General features: G+C 41.4%; 22 protein-coding genes and 1 CRISPR repeat array. Of the genes, 6 read left to right on the plus strand and 16 right to left on the minus strand.

Going from position 1 to position 20,466, the window contains the following annotated elements; genetic code table 11:
- Positions 1-40 precede the first annotated feature (40 nt).
- Positions 41-333: direct repeats of the CRISPR family, unit length 30 nt; unit sequence GTCATCATCCCTCACGGTGGGCTTAAAACA.
- A 354-nt stretch (positions 334-687) separates the two neighbouring features.
- From csm5 to ABWK04_06205, 14 genes are all read right to left on the minus strand, one after another.
- Positions 688-1,779: a type III-A CRISPR-associated RAMP protein Csm5 gene (gene csm5 / locus ABWK04_06140; protein MEZ0361451.1), complete on the minus strand. Its 1,092-nt coding sequence runs from the start codon at positions 1,777-1,779 to the stop codon at positions 688-690.
- Entirely contained in the window at positions 1,776-2,735 is a 960-nt protein-coding gene (csm4, locus tag ABWK04_06145; GenBank protein ID MEZ0361452.1) for a type III-A CRISPR-associated RAMP protein Csm4, read from the minus strand. Before csm4 ends, csm5 begins: the two co-directional genes overlap by 4 nt.
- A gap of 2 nt (positions 2,736-2,737) precedes the next feature.
- A complete protein-coding gene (csm3, locus tag ABWK04_06150) occupies positions 2,738-3,592 on the minus strand; it encodes a type III-A CRISPR-associated RAMP protein Csm3 (GenBank protein MEZ0361453.1) in 855 nt (284 codons plus the stop codon).
- A 4-nt stretch (positions 3,593-3,596) separates the two neighbouring features.
- Positions 3,597-4,127 (minus strand): type III-A CRISPR-associated protein Csm2, encoded by a 531-nt coding sequence (csm2, locus tag ABWK04_06155; protein MEZ0361454.1) that lies wholly within the window; start codon positions 4,125-4,127, stop codon positions 3,597-3,599.
- A complete protein-coding gene (cas10, locus tag ABWK04_06160) occupies positions 4,124-6,457 on the minus strand; it encodes a type III-A CRISPR-associated protein Cas10/Csm1 (protein MEZ0361455.1) in 2,334 nt (777 codons plus the stop codon). Before cas10 ends, csm2 begins: the two co-directional genes overlap by 4 nt.
- 103 nt (positions 6,458-6,560) lie before the next feature.
- A complete protein-coding gene (locus ABWK04_06165) occupies positions 6,561-7,532 on the minus strand; it encodes an MBL fold metallo-hydrolase (protein ID MEZ0361456.1) in 972 nt (323 codons plus the stop codon).
- A complete protein-coding gene (locus ABWK04_06170; protein ID MEZ0361457.1) occupies positions 7,532-8,446 on the minus strand; it encodes a DUF302 domain-containing protein in 915 nt (304 codons plus the stop codon). The genes ABWK04_06165 and ABWK04_06170 overlap by 1 nt, the downstream gene beginning before the upstream one ends.
- A gap of 3 nt (positions 8,447-8,449) precedes the next feature.
- Positions 8,450-10,201 carry a thiosulfohydrolase SoxB gene (soxB, locus tag ABWK04_06175; GenBank protein MEZ0361458.1) on the minus strand — a complete coding sequence of 584 codons (1,752 nt, stop codon included), beginning with the start codon at positions 10,199-10,201 and terminating at the stop codon, positions 8,450-8,452.
- A gap of 37 nt (positions 10,202-10,238) precedes the next feature.
- Positions 10,239-10,802 carry a sulfur oxidation c-type cytochrome SoxX gene (gene soxX / locus ABWK04_06180; GenBank protein MEZ0361459.1) on the minus strand — a complete coding sequence of 188 codons (564 nt, stop codon included), beginning with the start codon at positions 10,800-10,802 and terminating at the stop codon, positions 10,239-10,241.
- Between the two features lie 13 nt (positions 10,803-10,815).
- Positions 10,816-11,595: a sulfur oxidation c-type cytochrome SoxA gene (gene soxA, locus ABWK04_06185; protein MEZ0361460.1), complete on the minus strand. Its 780-nt coding sequence runs from the start codon at positions 11,593-11,595 to the stop codon at positions 10,816-10,818.
- 18 nt (positions 11,596-11,613) lie between these two features.
- Positions 11,614-12,375 carry a sulfur oxidation c-type cytochrome SoxA gene (gene soxA / locus ABWK04_06190; protein ID MEZ0361461.1) on the minus strand — a complete coding sequence of 254 codons (762 nt, stop codon included), beginning with the start codon at positions 12,373-12,375 and terminating at the stop codon, positions 11,614-11,616.
- A gap of 15 nt (positions 12,376-12,390) precedes the next feature.
- Positions 12,391-12,720, minus strand: a complete 330-nt coding sequence (gene soxZ / locus ABWK04_06195) for a thiosulfate oxidation carrier complex protein SoxZ (protein MEZ0361462.1) — start codon at positions 12,718-12,720, stop codon at positions 12,391-12,393.
- A 33-nt stretch (positions 12,721-12,753) separates the two neighbouring features.
- Positions 12,754-13,200: a thiosulfate oxidation carrier protein SoxY gene (soxY, locus tag ABWK04_06200; protein MEZ0361463.1), complete on the minus strand. Its 447-nt coding sequence runs from the start codon at positions 13,198-13,200 to the stop codon at positions 12,754-12,756.
- A 76-nt stretch (positions 13,201-13,276) separates the two neighbouring features.
- Positions 13,277-13,687, minus strand: coding sequence for a thioredoxin fold domain-containing protein (locus ABWK04_06205; GenBank protein ID MEZ0361464.1), 411 nt, complete (start codon positions 13,685-13,687; stop codon positions 13,277-13,279).
- A 107-nt stretch (positions 13,688-13,794) separates the two neighbouring features.
- Between ABWK04_06205 and ricT the strand changes: the two genes are divergently transcribed.
- Positions 13,795-14,664, plus strand: a complete 870-nt coding sequence (gene ricT, locus ABWK04_06210) for a regulatory iron-sulfur-containing complex subunit RicT (protein ID MEZ0361465.1) — start codon at positions 13,795-13,797, stop codon at positions 14,662-14,664.
- Positions 14,636-15,430, plus strand: a complete 795-nt coding sequence (locus ABWK04_06215; protein MEZ0361466.1) for a radical SAM protein — start codon at positions 14,636-14,638, stop codon at positions 15,428-15,430. Before ricT ends, ABWK04_06215 begins: the two co-directional genes overlap by 29 nt.
- Here ABWK04_06215 and ABWK04_06220 read toward each other — a convergent pair.
- The gene (locus tag ABWK04_06220; protein MEZ0361467.1) at positions 15,427-15,840 is read right to left on the minus strand and encodes a septal ring lytic transglycosylase RlpA family protein; all 414 of its coding nucleotides are present in this window, start codon (positions 15,838-15,840) and stop codon (positions 15,427-15,429) included. The two genes, ABWK04_06215 and ABWK04_06220, sit on opposite strands and share 4 nt — an antisense overlap.
- Positions 15,841-16,108: 268 nt before the next feature.
- Between ABWK04_06220 and ABWK04_06225 the strand changes: the two genes are divergently transcribed.
- Together ABWK04_06225 and ABWK04_06230 are read left to right on the plus strand one after the other, a co-directional pair.
- Positions 16,109-17,239, plus strand: coding sequence for a nitronate monooxygenase family protein (locus ABWK04_06225; protein MEZ0361468.1), 1,131 nt, complete (start codon positions 16,109-16,111; stop codon positions 17,237-17,239).
- Positions 17,239-17,457, plus strand: coding sequence for a DUF2905 domain-containing protein (locus ABWK04_06230; GenBank protein MEZ0361469.1), 219 nt, complete (start codon positions 17,239-17,241; stop codon positions 17,455-17,457). Before ABWK04_06225 ends, ABWK04_06230 begins: the two co-directional genes overlap by 1 nt.
- Here the strand turns inward: ABWK04_06230 and trmFO are convergent.
- Entirely contained in the window at positions 17,428-18,756 is a 1,329-nt protein-coding gene (gene trmFO / locus ABWK04_06235; protein MEZ0361470.1) for an FADH(2)-oxidizing methylenetetrahydrofolate--tRNA-(uracil(54)-C(5))-methyltransferase TrmFO, read from the minus strand. The genes ABWK04_06230 and trmFO overlap by 30 nt on opposite strands.
- Before the next feature lie 25 nt (positions 18,757-18,781).
- Here trmFO and hisS point away from each other — a divergent pair, with 25 nt between their 5' ends.
- Positions 18,782-20,008 carry a histidine--tRNA ligase gene (gene hisS, locus ABWK04_06240; GenBank protein ID MEZ0361471.1) on the plus strand — a complete coding sequence of 409 codons (1,227 nt, stop codon included), beginning with the start codon at positions 18,782-18,784 and terminating at the stop codon, positions 20,006-20,008.
- Positions 19,995-20,447 carry a DUF1122 family protein gene (locus tag ABWK04_06245; protein MEZ0361472.1) on the plus strand — a complete coding sequence of 151 codons (453 nt, stop codon included), beginning with the start codon at positions 19,995-19,997 and terminating at the stop codon, positions 20,445-20,447. Before hisS ends, ABWK04_06245 begins: the two co-directional genes overlap by 14 nt.
- The last annotated feature ends 19 nt before the right edge of the window (positions 20,448-20,466 follow it).

The raw sequence follows: 20,466 nt of genomic DNA on the forward strand, positions 1-20,466 counted from the left end.
AACCCCAGTGAATGCACTTCTTACTGTGTCTTTTACAGAGGTCATCATCCCTCACGGTGGGCTTAAAACATATAAATGACGATAGTACTTTATAAACAGGGTCCGCGTCATCATCCCTCACGGTGGGCTTAAAACAAAGATCATTCTTCTTTCGGAGATAAATCAGGATACGTCATCATCCCTCACGGTGGGCTTAAAACACCTACAATGCGTATCTACTCATACTTTTAAAGCTTGAGTCATCATCCCTCACGGTGGGCTTAAAACAGACTCAAAACAGCTATGTGGTTATTTTCAGGCCTCGTCATCATCCCTCACGGTGGGCTTAAAACCTAACGCACCTACCTGAAAAATAATAAGTAATGACAAGGATTTTGTCAAGGGGGTACCTTCTTCAAATGAAATTAATTTCCGAAAATCGTCGGTCATGCAAGGTTGAGTATGGTATTATCAAATTTAAATCCTTGTCGTTCAAGGCTTTAAACCTTATGGCATCAAGTCATCAATGCATCAAGTCATCAAGATGCCTGTATGCTTAAGCATCAACCTGCATTGAGGAAACTTATTTTAAAAAGTGCCAGAATACCCCCTTAAAGTTTCAAGCCCACCCAAAAGGAAGCCCAACCTATTCAGCTCTCAAGATGTCATGGGAGCATAAAGCCCCCAAACGCCAGCACCCTAAGAAAATTATACAGCAAATTTTAGCAATACCCAGCCCATCGGCTTGCCATCAAAGGTTATCCTTCTGGTCTTTGGCTTTTCTTCTCTTACCTGCGGAGCGGACAGCTCAAAAACCCTCTCAAAAAGCTCACGGTCCTTTTTCCTGAAGACCGCCATTATGGTGGTGCTTATGTATCCCTGATGCTTTCCTATTCTTAAAAGCATGCCTTCGTTTGCTCTTTGTTTTATTTCCTCAAAAGCCTTCACAGTTTCGCGTATGCCCTCTTTCTTGAAGTATTCTATTTCCTGCTCTATCACCAGAGAGTAAAAGTTATTTACAGCCTCCCTTAAATCCTTCAGGAGGTTCTCGTATGGTGGTTTTTTAGTAGCTTTTTCTACAACTTTTAGCATGTCTGTTAGCCTAACAATATCAAACTCCGCTTTGGTACCTGGCTTTAGGGCTTCACAGGGATAGATGGTTCTTTTAGAACCTACCATTGAAACTTCTATGCAGACCAAGTCTTGATATGACATCTGAACATCCTGTATGAGTAAAAGCTTTAAAAGGTCACGTCTTACATCGCCTTCTGAACCCTTTGGTCTTAAAAAGCCTTCCACCTTTTCGTCCATATCCTTCTTCAATTTTTTCTCTATTTCACGTTTGTTTTGTTCATCCAGTGTTTTCTTCAAAGCGTTTTGTAAATCCGCATAAAGTTCTTCTTTCTGCATCAGCAAAGTGCCAAGAAATGCTGTTCTTATTGCACCCTTTAGCTCACTGCCCGGGATGTACGGTCCAGAAGGGTTTTTTATAAAAAGTTCTACTTGAGAAGTTAAAAGAGAACCTTCAAAAGGTATTTCATACTTTGGCTTGTAAGAAAGTTGATATTCTCTAAATAGTGTGTTTAGGTTTTTTATCCCGCTTTTTATAATCAAAAGTAGATTATCTCTCCTTGAGGGTGGCTCGCTAATTATCAGGTTTATAAGGTAATCAAAGGGATACACCTTTAGCCTTCTTCCTTCTTGTATATATTCAAGGTTTGAAAGCCTCTCACCGCTTCCTATATGTACAGGTGTCAGAACCTCAAGCTCCACTTTTACCTTCTTATAAAACTCCTTCATGAGCCTTCCTCCATATAAACAGGAAAGGCAAACCCGTAGTGGTATATGCGTGCGTCTCCATATTCTACTACCTTCTTCAAAGAGCCGTAAAAGTCCTTTTTTTCCACCCTGAGGACTGAGCCTGCCTTTAACATAAGAAGCTTTCTTTTCCATACCACCGGCAGGCTGTCCGCATAGCCCTTTTCCACCGCAGGCTTTAAAACCTCAAGGTCATAAAGACTCTTTTCTAATATAAAAGCCCTGTCATAAAAGGTCTCCGAAAGGGTTATAAACTTGCTTCCACCTTTTTCTATATAATTCTTTATCCACTCTTCTTTTTCTTCTTCCACTTTTACTTTGCTCCAGCCCATGCCACAGCTCCTGTTTCCACCAAGACCTACCAGCTCAAAAGCCCTCTGAAGAAAAAGCCCCATATCTTCCACGCCCCAGCCTTTAGCCATCTGCCTGAAGCTGTCCTTTACCCTTACAAGACAGGCAAAGGAGGAAAGGGTATATACCCTCTCGGTGAAAAACTCACCACCCTCTGTAGTGCTGGTAATTCTGTTTATGCTGGCATGAGGCATAAGGAAGTCTTCATAAGGCTTTACACCTTCCGCCTTCTTTTCAAGAAGGTCCTTGTAGGTCTTTAACCTGCCCTCAAGCACCTCCTTGAACACCTCCTCCGATACATAGCCCATCTTCTTTATCCTCTTGAACTTCTTGTATTCTTCCACACTATTTGGCTCATAGTTTCCGTGGCTGAGCTGAGGCTTTGGAAGAAAAAGCCTGCCTTCCCTGTAGGGCAGTGTGGTAGAAAAAAGAAGAGGAGGCTCCTTTTCATAAGCCCTCAGGAACTCTAAAAGTGCCTGCTCGCCAAAGAGCATTTTAAGACCATGGCAGAAGGCACCAAAGAAGGTATGAGCTTTCGGAAAGGAAGAAAAACAGGAAACCGGTTTAAAATTTATTCTTAGAAGCATAGCTATAACCTGTCTGCCAGCCCCTGTATGTCCAGCTCCTCAAGGCTTTTGACCGCTCCAATAGACTTTTCTTCTCCCTTACCCAGATAGTAGTCTTTGCTTCTGAAGGTAAGCCTTATGTTTTCAAACTTTACCCTGCCAGAACCTCTTGAACCATAGCCTCCAAGGAAGTTATCCTCCAAGAGCTTCATACCATTGAAGAGAAGGCTAAGCTTTTGCCTGTCCTCATCTTTGAAAAACCTGAAGACCACCTTTCCTTCAAAAACCGCTCCAGCAGGCACTCTTTCCACCTTTCTTGGCTCTGCCTTAGAAGTTATCCTGTTTATGTGGTTCTCTGTCTTTATCTCCGTGTATATATGCGGTCCCAGTTCCTCCTCAAGGTTTTTCAGGGTTTCTTCTGTCGGGTATGCATCGTAGAAAATGAGCCTTGGAGGTCCGGGCTGTTCTTCAAGCTTTAATTTTTTTATAGTTTCCACATCACCCGTGCCAAAAAGCACGCATATATCACACTTGCCACAGGTAGAGGGTTTCCCCGCCATTTCCACAATTTTTTCTTCTTTCGATTTTCCTTCTGTTTTTTCATCGTTAATTGCTCTTTCTATCATACTTTCCACATTTCCATTAGCCCACTCAAGAAGACTTCTTATTTTGCCCTTCAGAGAAGAACCGGGTATGTATGGCACACCCGCAGGAAGTTCTTTAGCCTCTCCATAAAAATCAAGAATGCTTATAACCGTCTTTATGACCGGGTTGTCAAGACCACCTATATCAAAGCTTTCTTTTGAACCTCCTATTCTCATACCAGTAAGCACTTTGAGTTTATACTCTACTATCAGCTGTCCTTTAAAGCTAAACATGGCTTTAACCTCCTTTATCTTTATCATCTTCTTTAGAGTACGCTACCATAGCCATAAGAAGGTCCACTGCTCTATCAACTGCTGTCTTGTCAAAATTCTGTCTTTCTATGTTGTCTAATATTACCGTAAGTAGTTCTGCAAACTCAGGCTTTATAACCTTCCTTTTAGCTTGATAATTTATAATCGCATAGAGCTTATAAAGCCTGTATTTTACATAATCTATATCTACATCTTTCTTATTTCCGCTATCTACATCTCCATCTTCCTTACTTTTGTCCTTTTCGTAACTTTTCATTATTTCCTGTATGTTTTTCAACTCCATGTAAAACCTTCTTAACTGGACACCCTTAAGTTCAAGCTCTTCTACTATATTCTTTGCATATCCGTCTGGGTGGAATATGTTTCTGCCTTTTATGTTAGTTATATGCTCAGTTTTTAGCTTACTTATAAGCTCATTTGTGAAAGGGTATTCATCATCTCTTTTTCCTTGTTGTCCCTGCTGTGGTCTCCCCTGTTGTTGATGCCTTCCATTCATCGTTTAACCTCCTCTATTTCTTTATTACTGGCTTTTTCTCCACCTTCTGACACCTCTCTTGTTTTCATTATGGCATACTTTATGCTAAAAGGTATATGGCTTCTTAGTTGATAGTCCTTCTCTGGGTCTACGAAAAGCTTTATAAACTCTTCCAATTCTTCCTTTTCTAACTTCACATTTCTATAAAGCAAGTAATAAAACATTGGATAAAAGCGTGGGTTTATGCCATCTTTATCCCTGTAGGCTTTTGTAAGCATGTAAATCTTGTATAGAGTGGCTCTGCCTACTGCCTTACTTTCTATATACTCAGCAAGCTTCTTCCCTGTATTTATGCCTTCTTTTAACTCCTGTATATCTAAAAGCTCGCCCAATACAGATATGTCTTTGTTTTTATTTATTATTTTGGCTTCCTTTACCTTTGCTTCTTCACCTCCTGCCAGCTCACCGGCAAACCTTACAGGAAAGTCCTCCCTTGCCATGTATATGCCGGTGGATATGTTAAAGTCCGGGTTATAGATGGTGTATTCATAAAACTTCTCGTATAGCACCACTGTCTTGTCAAGGACTTCGTTCCATGGACCTATGAGGAAAAAGTCATCTCCGCCTGCATACAGTACGTATATTTTTGAATCTTTCAAAAGCTCGTTTAAATAGCCAGAAAAGAAAAGGTCAAGCTGTCTGCTAAAGGTTGCCACTCTTGATATGGTGTATTCCTCTTTAAAGCCTTTCATGAAGATAAAGCCCAGATTATCCACATCTCCCCTTACAAAGGCAAGCTTTTTATCTCCTTCAGAGCATTGTGCCAGTTCTTCAAAGTCTATAACATTATTACCTTGTAGAGGCACATAATTGGCAAAGAAGATAAAACCATCTGAGTTAGAAAAGTCTTGAGGCACTCTGTTTATAGCATATACTTCCTTACCTTTTTCTACATTCAGATAAACACCGCCTATATCCTCCAGATAAAAACCCACGCTATTCTTTGGTGAATTATCAAAAACTATATATTCAGCTTTTGGCAAAAAGCCTCCTATCTCAAAGAAGATATTACACCACTTACAGAACTTTGCTTCTTCTTCGTTTATCTCCTCTTCCTTTACCACTTCCCAACCACAGGAAGGACAAACCACATAACCATTTACAGGTTCTTTGGTAAGCTCTTCAAAGCTTTCAAAAACGCTTAGAAACTTTTTTCTTTTGTCCTCTTCTATAGACTTATAGAATTCTTTTATAAGCTCCTGGTAGTTTTCAAGCTTTTTTAGGGCAAAATCACGGTAAGTAAGAGTAAGCCCCAGCTTTCCACCAAACTCTTTTACAAGGCTCCTTTCCATCTTCTCCTTAAGAGCCTTGAGTCTATTTTCTATACCCTCTTCATAGCCTAAAAGAAGCTGGAACTTGCCACCACCCACATAAAGCAGGTTGCAAAGAGGATAGCCCAACTCCCACAAAAATTTCCTTGCCACCAGATGAGGAAGGACTGTGAGGAAAAAGCTTCTACCTCTTAGCCTTTTTGCCACACCCTTCTTGTTGGCAAGGTCAAAAAGAAACCTTTGAATGCCGTTTATGTCCCCTTCTACCAAGACAAGTTTACAGTTTTCACCCGCCTTTTGCCAGTCTTTTAGCTTTTCTAAATACCCTTTGTTATATTCTGTCCAAAGACTACAGGCAATGGCTGAAACCACTCTTGAGTGGTCAAAAAGGGAAATGTCTGGATAGTGATTTTCTCTTTTTTCTGTGTCATAAGTAGAGGCTGGCACGCACCAGAGGTATTCGTAGCACAGATGATAAAGCCTCAAAAAGGCTTTTTCAAGATTTGAAAAATCAATTTTGCCAAACTCTTTTTTAAAGGCATTAAGTAGAGTTGCATAGTCGCCTTCTGGCTTTTTAAATTCTTCAAGAACCTTTGGGAAAATAGTATCCTCTTGCAAACTAAGAGGCTTAAGAGTATAGTAGGTGTAGGCTTCTTTATCTAACCATTCTTTATTACTTATTTTTAACTTTCTAAATATGGGTCTTAACCTTTTTTGTTCTCTTGTTAGTTTTTCCTCTTCACCCTTGCTTCTTTCCTTGCTTGAATATATGTCCGCTATCTTGTATATATACTGCTCAAGGCTTTTCCAGTTTTCATGATGTTCCACGCAGGAAAGGACTTTTTTGTAATCTTCGTCTGAAATTTTTCCCCTTATATGCCCCTCTACAAAACTCCTTGAAAGCACCGCATGGGCATATTTAAGGTCTTGCTTATCCGCACTTTCTCCAGCTCTGTCTAAGAGCTTTCCCACATCGTGTAAAAGCCCTCCTATTGCCAGAAGAAGCCTGTCTTTTACCACACTGCTCCCTCCTACGCTATATTATAACAGGTCTGTTTGGGATTTTTCTGACGTAAAAATTTACCTTGTGGGTTAAATAAAAGAATACTAAAATTATAAAGGGTCACTTTGTCAATTCCAGAAATTCTCTTTCTATCTCAAAGTAGACGTAATAAGCATTTACAGGATTTACGCTAAAAAAAGCTCCAATCTGTGCATACTCTGGATTGATCCTCAGCAGTTCTTCGTTTGCCCTCTTTTTCACTTCCTCTACATCAAGTCCCTCTTCGTAAAGTTTTTTTACCACATACCTTATGTCTTGTATGTATCGCTTTGTCCACGTAACTTGCTTCCTTATCTCCTCTTCGCCTCGCAGGTAAGGTCCGTGACCGGGAAGAAGTATCTCCGGTTTTATCCGCATAATATCATCAAGACAGTCTATCCATGTTTTTGAATTACCTGATCCGAGGAAAGGTATCCTTCCTCCAAAGACGAGATCCCCGGCAATGAGTATCTTTTTGGATGGAATGTACATAACTATGTCACCGTTTGTGTGAGCTTTACACCAGTGATAAACCTCAAAGTTTTCACCTCCCATATGAATGGTCAGTGAAGAGGATGTAGTTATATCAGGTGACACAAGCTCCGTACCGTCAAGCTCTTCACCGAGGATATTTCTTCTTGCTGTAAGCATGTTTTGACTTTCTTCGCTGGACAAATACTCATAAGACCAGGAATGCGCTACAATAATAGCTCCCGTCTCCTTAAAAGCCTTTGCTCCGTAAAAATGATCCGTGTGATAGTGAGAGATAACCAGATACTTTACAGGTTTATCCGTTAAGCTTTTTATAGTTTCAAGAAGTTCTCTACCAAGTTTGTAGGTGCTTAAAGCGTCAAAGACTATCACTCCGTCTTTGGTTACTACAAAGTAAGCGTTAGATATAAAGCCTCTGTTTTCTTTGCTTACCTGTTCGTAAACGCCAAAAACACCGTAAATTCCGCCTTCTATTTCCTGCAGAGTCTGTTTCACATGGGTGGAGTATTCTGCAGAAAAGCTTACACAGATAATAAGGAGCGTTATAAGTATTACACGCATCACTCACCTTTGACTTCCTTTATAGCTGATTTTATGTCTTTATCCGCCTTTTCAAAAACTTCAACAGCATCTTTATGGAGGTGTGTTCTGTAAAGTTTTATAAGAGTTTGAATGTTTATGTAACCCACACCTACGCTACCGTCAGGTTTCTCATATATATATATTCTGCAAGGTGCAAGCGTTCCAAAGTGAGGAAATTCCCTGAGGATCTTTTCCCCATACGTGAGGTTACACGCTAACATAAAAGAGTATTTGGGACTATCCCTTTTTATATCTTCTACACCCAGTATGTTCATATTTACACCGTCAAGGGATGCCTTAAGAAGGGTTTTTGTGTCTTCAAAACTCACGCCCTTTATGGTGTCGGATGTTTCAAAAGATACACCCCTTAACTTTGTCATCAGCTTACTCATCTGCTTTCTATTAGTACGAACAGCTTTTGACTTTCCTAAGCTAGAAAGTACTTGTCTCAGATCGGAGTAAGTCCTTTTTATGAATCTCCTGTCTTGCGCGGATAGATCTTTTGAAAACTCCATAAGGTAGGGCATTTCGTTGATTGTGGTCATAGATACGCTTCCGTTGGGATTTTCATAAACTGCGATGGAGCAGGGAACGAGGTTACTCATGAAGGGGATTCTGACCAAAAGATCTTCCTTTCCTCTTGGATCACATGCGAGGATAACCGTGTAGTTGGGAAAGTCCTTAACGCCTCTTGCCTTTATAGCTTCTGATATGGTCAGAAGGCGCAAAACCTTAGTATCCTCTTTCTCGTTCAGCCTTTGTTTTAGCTCATCCACAACTTGGTTAAAATCCTTTCCGCTGACTGTGTAAGTGCGAAACATGAGGCTTGTTATATCTGCAGGCAGTGAAAGTGAAGGGAAAATTATAAAAAAGAGAAGGAAGAGCCTCTTCATGCTTCACCTCCTTAACATATATTTACCAAAACCTTCTATTGGTGAGGTGTATTTAGCGTCAAGAACTTTTACGTTGGGTTTGGGATCAACGTATATATTCCTCTTTTTTCTCACGTAGTCTATGATGATGTCATAAACCGGAACAGGTTTTACATCTGGAAGTAAGGTTTCTGGTGGTGGTGTGGGTCCACCGTAGACAGCTACAAGATACTCCTTTTTAGGATCAAGTTCCTTTCCTTTTATCCAAGCCCTTTTTATTCTCTGCCCCTGTTTTGCCCCTATCTCTATCTCGTACTCAACGCCGTAAAGCCTTGACATATCCCCACCTTGCTGATAGAAGGGATCTGGATTGAAAACGTTGTCAGCTACATCTTCCCATACAGCTTTCAACTGTTCACCTGTCCTTTTCATGACGTAAACGTTAGGATACGTTATCGCTGTAAAGTCGTATATGTGATCTACGGTTATTTTCTGTCCTGGCAGTATTGTGGTACCCCACCTATAGCCGGGGGAGGTAACTACGTCAACCCCATGATAATAGTCCGCTATTGCCATACCCGCAAGTCTGTCAAAGGTGCTAAAGAAGGTATCTCTCTTATATATGAGAACTTCCGCCACGCCTATTTCTTCTGAGAGCCTCCCTTCATAAGGCTTATACCACTTGTCTATAAGCTCTTTTGTCTCCCTATCCGCAGGTATTAAGTTGCTGGCAACAGGTATGAGTTTGAATCTGTAATCTCTTATCTTTCCATTTTTTATATCAAGGTCAAGCCTTCCTACGTATTTGCCATGAGAGCCAGCTATGACTATCATGGTATTTCCTACAAAGTAAGGTTTTGGCGTCACATCGTGCGTATGTCCTGAGATGATGATATCTATACCTTTTACCTTCTTCGCCAGAGCTATGTCAAGAGGCAGTCCGTCATGAGAGAGTAGGATCACCACATCCACTTTATGTTTGTTTCTCAGTTCATCCACGAACTTCTGCATCTGTTCATCTCTTATGCCAAAGCTCCAGCCTTCAACAAATTCTCTCGGGTTTGCTATGGGTGTGAAGGGAAAAGAGTTTCCTATAATGCCGAGCTTTACGCCACCTACCTCTCTTATGGAATAAGGCTTGAAGATGAGGTCTCCAAAGTCCGCATCTACCACGTTCTGTGATATAAACTCAGCTTTAAGCTCTTTAAGTCTCTGCAAAAACTTTTCTTTTCCGAGAGTGAAATCCCAGTGCGCAACCATAAGGTCATAGCCCGTGTGATTCATCCAGTCAACCAGAGCCTTACCGTCGGTAAAGAGTCCTATGGCTGTTGTTACCCATGTGTCGCCTCCATCAAGAACAAGTACTTTGTCTCTTCCCCTTTCACTGATAATAGATTTTATTATCCAGGTGATGTGTTCTCCACCCCCCATTTTGCCGAATTTTTTGGCGAGTTCTGGAAAGTTAACACAGCTTGCAAAGTAAGCTTCAAGAGTGTTAGGTTTTATTTTGTACATCCTAAGGAAGTCTTTACCCGCAACGTATCCAGGAAGCCCCTCAAGTCCTTTTGGAGGAACCAAGTTTACAGGTTCAGAAAAGTAAAGGGGTCTCAAATGAGCATGAAGATCTGTGGTAAAGACAAGGGTAACATTACCGAGACTTTTGAAGGACATAAGATCTTGTGCGCTCATCCTGGCAAGTGCGGAAACGGGATCCACACTTAGGTAAGCTCCAGTTACTATGGCAAGTTCCAAAAAGTCCCTTCTCGTCAATTGCATCACTAACCTCCTAAAAGGGTGGGGAAACCCACCCAGATTACTTATTAACGGGAGACTCTGGACTGTGCAGGTAAGCTACTATATCAGCTATCTCTTGAGGTGTTAGTATGTCATGAACTCCCGCTCTATACATGATACTGCAGGGGACATAAGCCCAAGAATTGTAAATTTTCTCATAAGTGTATTTGACATCATGTTGTCTTTGACCGTAATGTCTCAAGACAGGTCCTATATTTCCGCAGGCAAGCTCTTTCGGATCTGCACAGTGGCAGGCATAGCAGTTACCCTTCCTCGGATTTGAAAAAAGCTGTTCTCCCTTTTTCCAATCCCCCACCAATTTTCCATCTGGAGGGTATTTTATAAGTCTCTTCTGCTCCTGAAAAAACTTTTCTACCATGTCTGCAGAAACAGTTCCCTGAGGGTTAGAGCAGAGCTTTTGCCCTTCGTCTTGCTTTATGTCATCTTCAAAGGTATGCCTTTTTTCCTCTACCTTAGCTTGAGGTACGCTTTTAGGTACTTCCGCAGGTTTAGGTTTTTCCTTCTGAGCTGGTGCGCAGGCAAAAACAACCAAGCTTCCCAAAAGGACAAAGTATTTTTTCATCTTTATACCCTCCTTATCTAACAAATCCCGGCGTTTCTATGATGCCACCATTTGATTCGTAAGCCATGTAAAGGCTAAGTGCTACGGTTGCCCAAGAAAAGTGAGGTGGGGGTGTTACTCTTATTTGGTTATAGCATCCTCTTATTCTGTCTTCCATTGTCCAAAGCTGGTCGTTGGAGAACCTGTAAGCAGGCCAGTGAGTGGATACTTTATCTTCCTTAACTTTTGCAAGGGTCTGAAGCCTTATTCTGTAGCCTCCAAAAGTATCATGGCATACAGCACAGGAGAAGTCCATTTTACCTACTCTTGCATACCAGAGTTCTCTGCCCTTCTGGTACATCTCTTTCTCTTTTGGATTGTCAAGTTTTACATCCATCTTCATACCATTGGAGAGGGTAGCTACATAGGTGGCTATGCTCTTAAAGTTTATGTCGTGCTTTACATCCTTCACACCCATATACTTCTCCATGCAGTACTTTATCCTGCTGTCAAGGTCTGCCACGCTATCCATATCCTTGTAGTATCTTGGCATGTGTGCGTATGCTCCCCTGAGATACCTCCCATCCTGTCCGTGACACGAAGCACAGGATTTCCCTTGAGTTCCCATAGGTTTGTTAAACATGTCTCTCCCCTGCTCTGCATAAACATCTCCGGGAAGTATGCCCATTTCCTTGAGCAACATCTCCTTTTGCCTTTTCACTTCTTCCGCCGGATTCTCCTGCTGTGCCAAAGCATAGAGGGTCACGCCCCCCACAGCTCCCAGGACCAGCGGTAACAACCAGAGTTTTCTCATGTCTTTACCCTCCTTTTTTCAGTAGATAAAGCCGGGAACCCTAACTACACCTCCCTTTGCTTTGTAAGCCATGTACAAATTCAGAGCGATCACAGCCCAATGGAAATGCTCCGGCGGAATAACTCTCATCTCACTAAAACATCCTCTTATTCTGTCTTCCATTGTCCAAAGCTGGTCGTTGGAGAACCTGTAAGCAGGCCAGTGAGTGGATACTTTATCTTCTTTTACAGCAACTACCGTCTGCAAGAAAACCCTTTTGCCTGTTTCTTTGTCATGGCATACAGCACAAGAGAAGTCCATTTTACCTACTCTTGCATACCAGAGTTCTCTGCCCTTCTGGTACATCTCTTTCTCTTTTGGATTGTCAAGTTTTACATCCATCTTCATACCATTGGAGAGGGTAGCTACATAGGTGGCTATGCTCTTGAAGTTTATGTCGTGCTTTACATCCTTCACACCCATATACTTCTCCATGCAGTACTTTATCCTGCTGTCAAGGTCTGCCACGCTATCCATATCCTTGTAGTATCTTGGCATGTGTGCGTATGCTCCCCTGAGATACCTCCCGTCCTGTCCGTGACACGAAGCACAGGATTTCCCTTGAGTTCCCATAGGTTTGTTAAACATGTCTCTCCCCTGCTCTGCATAAACATCTCCGGGAAGTATACCCATTTCCTTGAGTAACATCTCCTTTTGCCTTTTCACTTCTTCCGCCGGATTCTCCTGCTGTGCCAAAGCGTAAAATACCCCTATAAAAATAAATACTACCCACTTCCCCATGGTACTGATTTCCTATTAAACTACCCTTATCTCTGCGGTCTTTTCCCATTTTCCTCCCTTGTTATCCTCATAACTGATCTTGACTATACCGCTTTCGTCAACCTTTAGAGTCAAACCTATGAAAGGATTGGCGCTCACCCCACCACCCATATCAATCACTGAGACAGTTTTGTCATTAAAGAGGAGTTCAAGCTTTGTCAGGTGATAGGCGGGTATAAGCTGTCCCGTTTGGGGATCTTTCCTCGTCCCCGGTTCCATAGGATGGGTGATAACCATCTGTACCTTTACTATCTCTCCCTTCTTGGCTTCCTTTGGAACTCTGAGTATACCAGCTCCTACAGCCATATTTAACCTCCTTTTTAAAGTTTTAATCTCAGGTTAACCACAACCACCAACAGTTACCTTGACCTCCTTTGTAGCCATCAGGTAAGAGCCGTCCTTTAGCTTGAGTATGGCCCTCACGTTAGAAGTTTGACCCATTTTGATCCTCGTAGCAAAGTAAACCTTTCCGTTCATTGGTGTGAGCTTTACGTCAGTTATCCATGGACTTGGGTTATTGTCAACGAATATCCATATGCTATCTACCTTATCTACAGGTATGTCCGATTCTACGGAAACAGGTACATTAGCTCCAGACTCTGCTATGGTAGGTGCTTGAAGCTTAACATCTGAAGATTCCTTGATCTGAGAAAGGTTAACGCCCAATCTTTTCTGGATATCCTCTTCCAGCTTGGATGCAGCTAAGGATGGCTTAAATAAACCTGGCGCAAGTGTCAAGCTCGCAACCGAAACAGCTGATAGCAGTAAAAACTTTCTTCTGTCCATCTTTACACCTCCTTAAAAAATTTTACCAAATAAAATATATTTGCTGACAAGCCCTTACTTTTTCTCCCTTGATTTATCAGCACTTTTTTATGTTTGATTTTTCGCAAACCTTCAATAAAAGGTTTATGAAATCTTCCTTTGTTTTACTGCCAAAGGCTACACCTAAGACACTATTACGATCAGGGTCGTAAAATACGAAGGTGGGTGTACCAAAAACGTTAAAATGCTTTGCCCACACCATACCTGTTTGAGAATAGGTATCTAAAGATATTACCACAAATCTATCCATATACTTGGAAACCCTCTCGTCACCAAAGACAAAGGTTTCCATCTGGAGGCAGTAGGGACAATGTTCCGAATGGAAGTAAAACATAACGGGTTTATGCTCCTTTTTTGCCTCTTCAAGCCCTCTGATCGGATCGCTCCACCACTCTCCCGCCCTTGCAAAGCTTATCAAGAGCGCAACTATGAAAAGCAACTTCTTCATACTTGAGTTATATTAATTCAGAAGAATGATTTATGCCATAAATGTTGCTTATGAAACTATAAGTTATAAAAATATTAGAATGAAGAAGAAAAATGGAGGTAACAATCATGTCTTACGTAAAGGCAAGATTCCATGATACAGGAAAGATCCTTCAGGTTGATGGTGTATGGGACGATGATATAAATAGGAACGATCTTATAGTAGTCAGCTCGGAAAAGGGTGAAGAGATCGTCAAAGTGCTTGGTGTATCAAAAGAGCCATCACAGATGAAGGCAACCTTTTTGAGAAAGGCGAAAGATGAAGACATAAAGAAAATGGAAGAGAACATGGAAAAGGCGGAGAGTTTTTATACTCTTTGCAAAGAAAAGATAGTACAGCACGGACTTGATATGAAGCTTATAAAGGTGTATATACCTTTGGATGCCAATAAGGTATTCTTCTATTACACATCTGATCAGAGAGTTGACTTTAGAAACCTCGTTAAGGATCTCGCAAAGGTCATAAAGAAGAGAATAGAGATGAGACAGATAGGTGTGAGGGATGCGGTACAGATGACGGGTTGGATAGGTGCGTGTGGTGAAGTGCCTTGCTGTGTAAAATTTTCTGAGAACTTTGAATCCATATCTTTAAAAGATATAGAAGAGCAGAATCTGCCACTTTCACCTACAAAGTTTACCGGTCCTTGTGGAAGGCTTATGTGTTGTCTTGCTTACGAAAGGGACAATTATATTGTTAAGAATCTCTTTCCTGAGGTAGGGACACAGCTGTGCTTTAAAGGTAGAACATATAAACTCCTATACGTAGATCCGCCAAGCTCAAAAGTGCTTTTAGAAGCGGATGGGAAAAAAGAAGAGTTAAATATGGAACTTCTCTTGCCGTACGGATACGAAAAAGCTCTCAAGCACTGCAAAAGCTGTGGATTCTGTTGCAGGAGGGCATACAAAGAAGATGAGGCTTTTATCAACACACAGGAGTGAACTCAATCAGCTTTTCGTATTTGAGCTGTCCGATGGGTACAAGGTGGAATCAGTTTTTTACAGAGGTGATACACTGTGCATTTCAACGCAAGTCGGCTGTGCTATAAAGTGTCCCTTTTGTCTCTCCGGAAGCTTAGGACTTGTGAGGAACCTGTCTTCCGAGGAGATATACGCTCAGTATGATCTTCTCAAGGATACTTTACCCATAAGAAGGATAGCCGTTGCAGGTATAGGAGAACCTTTGATGAACTATCCTAACGTCGTAATGTCCTTTTGGAGATTCAAAAATATGGGTTTGAAAGTTTCTTTCTATACCATAGGTTTTCCTCACACGTACTTAGGGCATCTTATAAAATTGCCTCACAACGGGATCACCGTATCCATACATTCCACAAGAGCTGACAAAAGAAAGAAACTTATCCCACACGGTGGGAATTTGGAAACCCTTATTAGCACGCTGAGAAAGGAAATAGAAGGTTTATCAAAGCGGAAGAAGAAGAAAATAAGTCTTGCATACCTTCTTCTCAAAGGCATAAACGACAGCTATGAAGAGCTTGAGGAGTTTGTCAGACTTGTCTCCGAATTGGGAGTAAGTGCTACACTCCTTTACTACAACGATACAGGATCTTTTAAAGCTCCGAGCGAGCAAGAGTACGAGGAGAGGTTTTTGTTTTTGAAAAAACACGGTATAAAGGTAACGCTTTCTACACGTTTTAGAAAGGATAAGTTAGGAGGATGCGGTATGTTACTTGTAAATAGAGTTTAAAAGGTCTTGATGATGTCCTTTATATATTCATCCTCATCACTTTTGTCAGCATCGGCTACACAATAAAGAGGTATTGCCTTTACCTTAACGATTCCCTTTTCAAGTATACCGAGTTTTTCTGCCGATGCCTTTGAAAGGTCCAGTATCCTACTTTTCACAAAAGGTCCTTTATCGGTTATTCTGACAACTACCTCTTCACCATTTTCAAGGTTTTTAACAAGCACATAGGTATTTATCGGAAATATTTTAGATGCGGCTGTGTACTTATATTTATTAAAGGCTTCTCCGCTCGCAGTTTTCTTTCCGTGAAATTCTCTTCCATACCATGATGCGTATCCTTCTACCTCCTCACACTCACCTTTAGCCAAAACCATACTGAAAAGCATGAAAAGTAAAATAACTATTCTCATTTTGACCCTCCTTTTTAGGAGTTGGCATGATGATAACACAAAAACATACCTCATGTCAAGTAAAATAGAGGTTGTTAAAAAACGAGTTTAAATATATGGCATGAAACTAAGGATAATGCGTAGTGCTAAAAGGATATACCATCAGTCAGAAGAGGACAGTAGAAAAACTTGTATTTGCTTACTTTTGGGTTTTTAAACAGCCTCACATACACTTGACTAAAAGTCTTTTTGGAATAGAATATAGGAAAACTCACCTGGGAGATAAGTTATGAATTTGCCACCTTTAAAGATAGGAAAGAAAAAAGCGGATATACCTATCATTCAAGGAGGTATGGGTGTAGGTATATCCTGGGAGCGCCTTGCTGGTGCTGTAGCTAAGGAAGGTGCTGTAGGAGTAGTGTCTGCGGTAGGTACAGGTTATAGGCATCCAAGCATGGTAAAAAGGGACAGGTTCGGAAGACCCATAGGTTCTATATATACTCACAGCAGGGAAGCTCTAATGAAGATAATACATGATGCGAAGAGAATATCAGAAGGGAATGGTCTTATAGGTGTAAATATCCTTTGCGCCATAACGGATTATGGGAGGGTTGCTCAAGATGCTGTAGAAGCTGGTGCAGATCTTATAATATCTGGTGCAGGACTTCCTATGAAATTGCCAGAATACGTAGGGGATGCGGATGTAGCGCTTGTCCCTATAGTTTCATCTGCGAGAGCCATGAACCTCATATGCAGAGCCTGGGAAAAAAAGTATAAAAGACTGCCTGATGCGGTTGTGCTTGAAGGTCCAAAATCCGGTGGTCATCAAGGTTTTAAGTATGAAGAATGCTTTATGGAAGAGTATCAGCTTGAAAATCTCTTTCCATCAGTGCTTGAGGAAGCAAAAAGGTGGGGAGATATACCTGTGATAGTCGCCGGAGGAGTATGGAGCTATGAAGACATAAAGTTTTATATAGGATGTGGTGCGTCAGGTGTTCAGATGGCTACCAGATTTATAGCTACATACGAATGTGACGCTCCCACTATATATAAGGAAGTAGTATTAAGCGCTGAAGAAGAGGATATAATACTGCTCAAGTCACCGGTTGGATATCCTCTGAGAGTTATAAGAACCCCTTTTGTGGAAAGGCTTCTTGCGGGATACAATGGATGGAACGGTTGTGTCTCTCATTGCATAACGCCTTGTAACAAGGGAGAGGAAGCAAAGAAAGTGGGCTTTTGCATAGCTGACAGATTAGGTGCTGCGTGGCTGGGGAATTATGAAGAAGGTATATTTATAAGCGGTGCGAATGGTCACCTTCTCAAAAAGCAAGGCATAGTATCCGTAAAGGAGCTTATTGAAATGCTGACAGGCAAGAGACCTGATCCAACCGTTGAGGTTTCCGCTCTTACCGTATGATGGAGCAAATGGGAAAGCTCATAGCATTAATGGGCGCACTTCTTCTGGTAGTTGGTCTTTTTATGATGTTCTTTGAGAAGCTTCCCTTCGGTCTTGGCAAACTTCCCGGTGATATAGTTATAAAGAGAGACAACTTTACTTTTTACTTTCCTCTTGCTACATCCATACTGCTCAGTTTGATCCTTACGCTAATACTTAACCTTCTCTTCAGGAAGTGAAAGTTCCATTATGAAGCTTTTGAGCGCTTTGATTGATCTTTCAGCCATAAGCCTCTTTCTAAGGATCTTATCTTTTACCTTTTCTTCAAGAGGTGGCAAGAGTCCCATAACTGGAGACATTGGTTGGAGCTGTCCTTCTTTACCTGTAATGTAATTTACAAGAGCGCCAAGCATGGTTTCCTTAGGAAGAGACACAGGTCTAAGACCCTTGAGTAGCCTTCCAGCATTTATACCTGCAAGTATACCTGTTGCTGCAGAAGCTATATAGCCTTCTACACCTGTTATCTGGCCTGCAAAAAACACATTGTCCATCTTTCTCATGTTTAAAAAAGGTGTGAGTACTTTGTTAGATTGTATGAATGTATTTCTGTGCATAGAGCCAAGTCTTACAAATACAGCATTTCTTAAACAAGGTATGAGCCTAAAGACCCTCTTTTGCTCTGCATAGGTCATCCTCGTTTGGAATCCCACGAGAGACAGTAGCGTCCCTTCTGTGTTCTCTTTTCTTAGCTGTACAACTGCAAAAGGTCTTTCTCCTTTGGCTGTATCAAAAAGTCCTACAGGTTTCATAGGACCAAAAAGCAACGTTTTGTAGCCTCTCTGCGCCAATTCCTCTATAGGCATGCACCCTTCAAAGTAAACAGCCTTCTCAAAATCTTTCGGAATGACCTTTTCAGCCTTCAAAAGTTCTTCATAAAAAACTTTATACTCCTCCTCGGTGAGGGTGCAGTTAAAGTAGTCCTCGCCTCCCTTTCCGTAGCGTGAAGCCCAAAAGCCTTTTGTAAAATCCACGCTTTCCGCCTCCACTATGGGGGATATAGCGTCGTAAAAATAAAGATATTCCTGATTTATGAGTTCTTTTATGTCCTCAGCGAGATCCTCCGATGTTAGCGGTCCTGTAGCAATGATAACTATATCTTCCCTTGGTACTTTCTTCACCTCCTCTCTGATTATACGTATATTTGGATGGCTCGCAAGCTTTTGGGTGATGTAGTCAGAAAACGCATTTCTATCCACTCCTAAGGCTGTTCCGGCAGGAACGTATGCGTGCTTTCCCGCCTCCAAAACTAAGGATCCTAAAATTTCCATCTCGGCTTTCAAAAGTCCGCTTCCAGAAGTAAGCTCCATACTACCGAGCGTATTACTACACACAAGCTCCGCAAATTTATCCGTCTTGTGAGCTGGTGTCTGTCTTTTTGGTCTCATCTCATAAAGTATCACCTTTATGCCTTCCTGAGCGAGCCTGTAAGCAGATTCGGATCCTGCAAGTCCGGCACCTATTACTATCACCCTTTCCATGTCAGAGGTTATAATTTTATTCCTTATGGCGGAATTTCAAAGTGTCAGAGGATTTCATGACATCATCGGAGAAGAACTGAAGCGCTTCAGATATGCATCCGATACAATAAAGAGTCTTTTGAAACTTTATAACTTTGAAGAGATAATACTTCCAGCAATTGAGTACCTTGAGGTATTCCAAAGGAGTATAGGGGAAGTTACGGATATAGTGCAAAAAGAGATGTTTGTATTCCAGGATAGAAAGGGAAGGCTTCTCGCTTTGAGACCGGAAGGCACAGCGGGTACAGTGAGAGCCTATATCCAAAATAGGCTTTACGCTATTAAGCCTTATGTAAAGCTTTTTTACGAAGGTCCCATGTTCAGGTATGAAAGACCGCAAGCGGGAAGATACAGACAGTTTCACCAGATAGGAGCCGAAGCGTTTGGAATATCAAGTCCGGAACTTGACGCGGAAATGATAGATCTTGTTTACAACATACTGACAAAGCTCGGGATAAGTTCCACCATAGAGATAAACTCTATAGGCTGTAGAGTGTGCAGACCCGCTTATAGGAAAGCTCTTTCCGAGTATTTAGATCAAGTTGCCGGACATCTGTGTGATGTTTGTATTGACAGAAAGGATAAAAATCCCCTCAGGGTCCTTGACTGTAAAGTGGAGACCTGCAAAGAGGCTGTGAGATCGGCTCCAAAGATGGTTGATTATCTATGTGAGGAATGTGCAACACATTATCAAAATCTTAAATCATACCTTGATATGCTTTCCATTCCATACAGGGAAAATTATCACCTCGTTAGAGGTCTTGATTACTACACAAAAACGGTCTTTGAGGCAGTCTCTACAGAGCTCGGCATAACTATCATAGCCGGAGGAAGATACGATTACCTCGTTGAAGAGATGGGAGGTCCTCCCACACCTGCTATGGGTTTTGCGGTAGGTGTTGAGAGACTCTCCCTGCTAATAAAAGAGCTTCCTCCCGAAGAACCCCTCTATATGGTCATTCCCTTTGGAAATGTTATGGACTATGCCTTTGAAGTAGTAAAGAAATTAAGGAATATGGGTAAGAAGGTAGAAATTTCATACAAAAAAGCCAATTTGAAGAAACAGCTTGAACTGGCAAACAAGCTGAAGGTTGATTTTGCTGTTCTCATAGGTGAGGACGAGAAAAGACTGCACACTATAACTATTAAGGATATGCATACAGGCAAACAGGAAATTATTAGCTTTCCAGAACTTGCACATGAATCACTTTGAGGAGTTTATAAGAATCCTAAAAGAAGGTATAGAGGTAAATGGAAAGAAACTTTATCTATCAAAGAGGGAGAAGGGAAGATTTGTGGAGGAAGAGAATCTAACCCTTGATCTTTGTGGCAGGAGAATCGTGTTTGTAAAAGTTTTTTACGGTAGGAGACCTTACTGGAAGGAGTGGATAGAGCTTTTCCACATAGAACCTGTCTTTTTTTCCAGTCCTTTTGAAGACAAAATCTATTGCCTTATATCAAAACACTTCAGGAGGATATTCGTTGAGTATTACGAGGATAAGGAAACTGCAAAACAACTTGAAAGGGGAGTGCGTGTAGAAGAAACACGTCTTGGTAATAAACTCTTAAAATACGGCTACACGCATCTCAGGAACTGGTACTACCCAGAGGGATTTATGGAAGGTGGATACAAACTGCAGGGAGAAAAGTAGTATGCTATAATGTTTTCTA

The sequence above is a fragment of the Hydrogenobacter sp. genome (assembly GCA_041287335.1).
In the GTDB taxonomy this organism is placed as follows: Bacteria; Aquificota; Aquificia; order Aquificales; family Aquificaceae; genus Hydrogenobacter.

What these genes read in the sequence shown, in the direction of transcription:
- ABWK04_06170 (MEZ0361457.1), bottom strand. Translation starts at nt 8,446, where the DNA reads ATGAAGAGGCTCTTCCTTCTCTTTTTTATAATTTTCCCTTCACTTTCA.
- soxZ (MEZ0361462.1), bottom strand. Translation starts at nt 12,720, where the DNA reads ATGGCTGTAGGAGCTGGTATACTCAGAGTTCCAAAGGAAGCCAAGAAG.
- csm4 (MEZ0361452.1), bottom strand. Translation starts at nt 2,735, where the DNA reads ATGCTTCTAAGAATAAATTTTAAACCGGTTTCCTGTTTTTCTTCCTTT.
- trmFO (MEZ0361470.1), bottom strand. Translation starts at nt 18,756, where the DNA reads ATGGAAAGGGTGATAGTAATAGGTGCCGGACTTGCAGGATCCGAATCT.
- soxA (MEZ0361461.1), bottom strand. Translation starts at nt 12,375, where the DNA reads ATGGGGAAGTGGGTAGTATTTATTTTTATAGGGGTATTTTACGCTTTG.
- soxA (MEZ0361460.1), bottom strand. Translation starts at nt 11,595, where the DNA reads ATGAGAAAACTCTGGTTGTTACCGCTGGTCCTGGGAGCTGTGGGGGGC.
- ABWK04_06205 (MEZ0361464.1), bottom strand. Translation starts at nt 13,687, where the DNA reads ATGAAGAAGTTGCTTTTCATAGTTGCGCTCTTGATAAGCTTTGCAAGG.
- ABWK04_06225 (MEZ0361468.1), top strand. Translation starts at nt 16,109, where the DNA reads ATGAATTTGCCACCTTTAAAGATAGGAAAGAAAAAAGCGGATATACCT.
- ricT (MEZ0361465.1), top strand. Translation starts at nt 13,795, where the DNA reads ATGTCTTACGTAAAGGCAAGATTCCATGATACAGGAAAGATCCTTCAG.
- hisS (MEZ0361471.1), top strand. Translation starts at nt 18,782, where the DNA reads ATGGCGGAATTTCAAAGTGTCAGAGGATTTCATGACATCATCGGAGAA.
- ABWK04_06245 (MEZ0361472.1), top strand. Translation starts at nt 19,995, where the DNA reads ATGAATCACTTTGAGGAGTTTATAAGAATCCTAAAAGAAGGTATAGAG.
- csm5 (MEZ0361451.1), bottom strand. Translation starts at nt 1,779, where the DNA reads ATGAAGGAGTTTTATAAGAAGGTAAAAGTGGAGCTTGAGGTTCTGACA.
- ABWK04_06215 (MEZ0361466.1), top strand. Translation starts at nt 14,636, where the DNA reads ATGAGGCTTTTATCAACACACAGGAGTGAACTCAATCAGCTTTTCGTA.
- ABWK04_06165 (MEZ0361456.1), bottom strand. Translation starts at nt 7,532, where the DNA reads ATGCGTGTAATACTTATAACGCTCCTTATTATCTGTGTAAGCTTTTCT.
- csm3 (MEZ0361453.1), bottom strand. Translation starts at nt 3,592, where the DNA reads ATGTTTAGCTTTAAAGGACAGCTGATAGTAGAGTATAAACTCAAAGTG.
- csm2 (MEZ0361454.1), bottom strand. Translation starts at nt 4,127, where the DNA reads ATGAATGGAAGGCATCAACAACAGGGGAGACCACAGCAGGGACAACAA.
- soxX (MEZ0361459.1), bottom strand. Translation starts at nt 10,802, where the DNA reads ATGAAAAAATACTTTGTCCTTTTGGGAAGCTTGGTTGTTTTTGCCTGC.
- ABWK04_06230 (MEZ0361469.1), top strand. Translation starts at nt 17,239, where the DNA reads ATGGAGCAAATGGGAAAGCTCATAGCATTAATGGGCGCACTTCTTCTG.
- ABWK04_06220 (MEZ0361467.1), bottom strand. Translation starts at nt 15,840, where the DNA reads ATGAGAATAGTTATTTTACTTTTCATGCTTTTCAGTATGGTTTTGGCT.
- soxY (MEZ0361463.1), bottom strand. Translation starts at nt 13,200, where the DNA reads ATGGACAGAAGAAAGTTTTTACTGCTATCAGCTGTTTCGGTTGCGAGC.
- soxB (MEZ0361458.1), bottom strand. Translation starts at nt 10,201, where the DNA reads ATGCAATTGACGAGAAGGGACTTTTTGGAACTTGCCATAGTAACTGGA.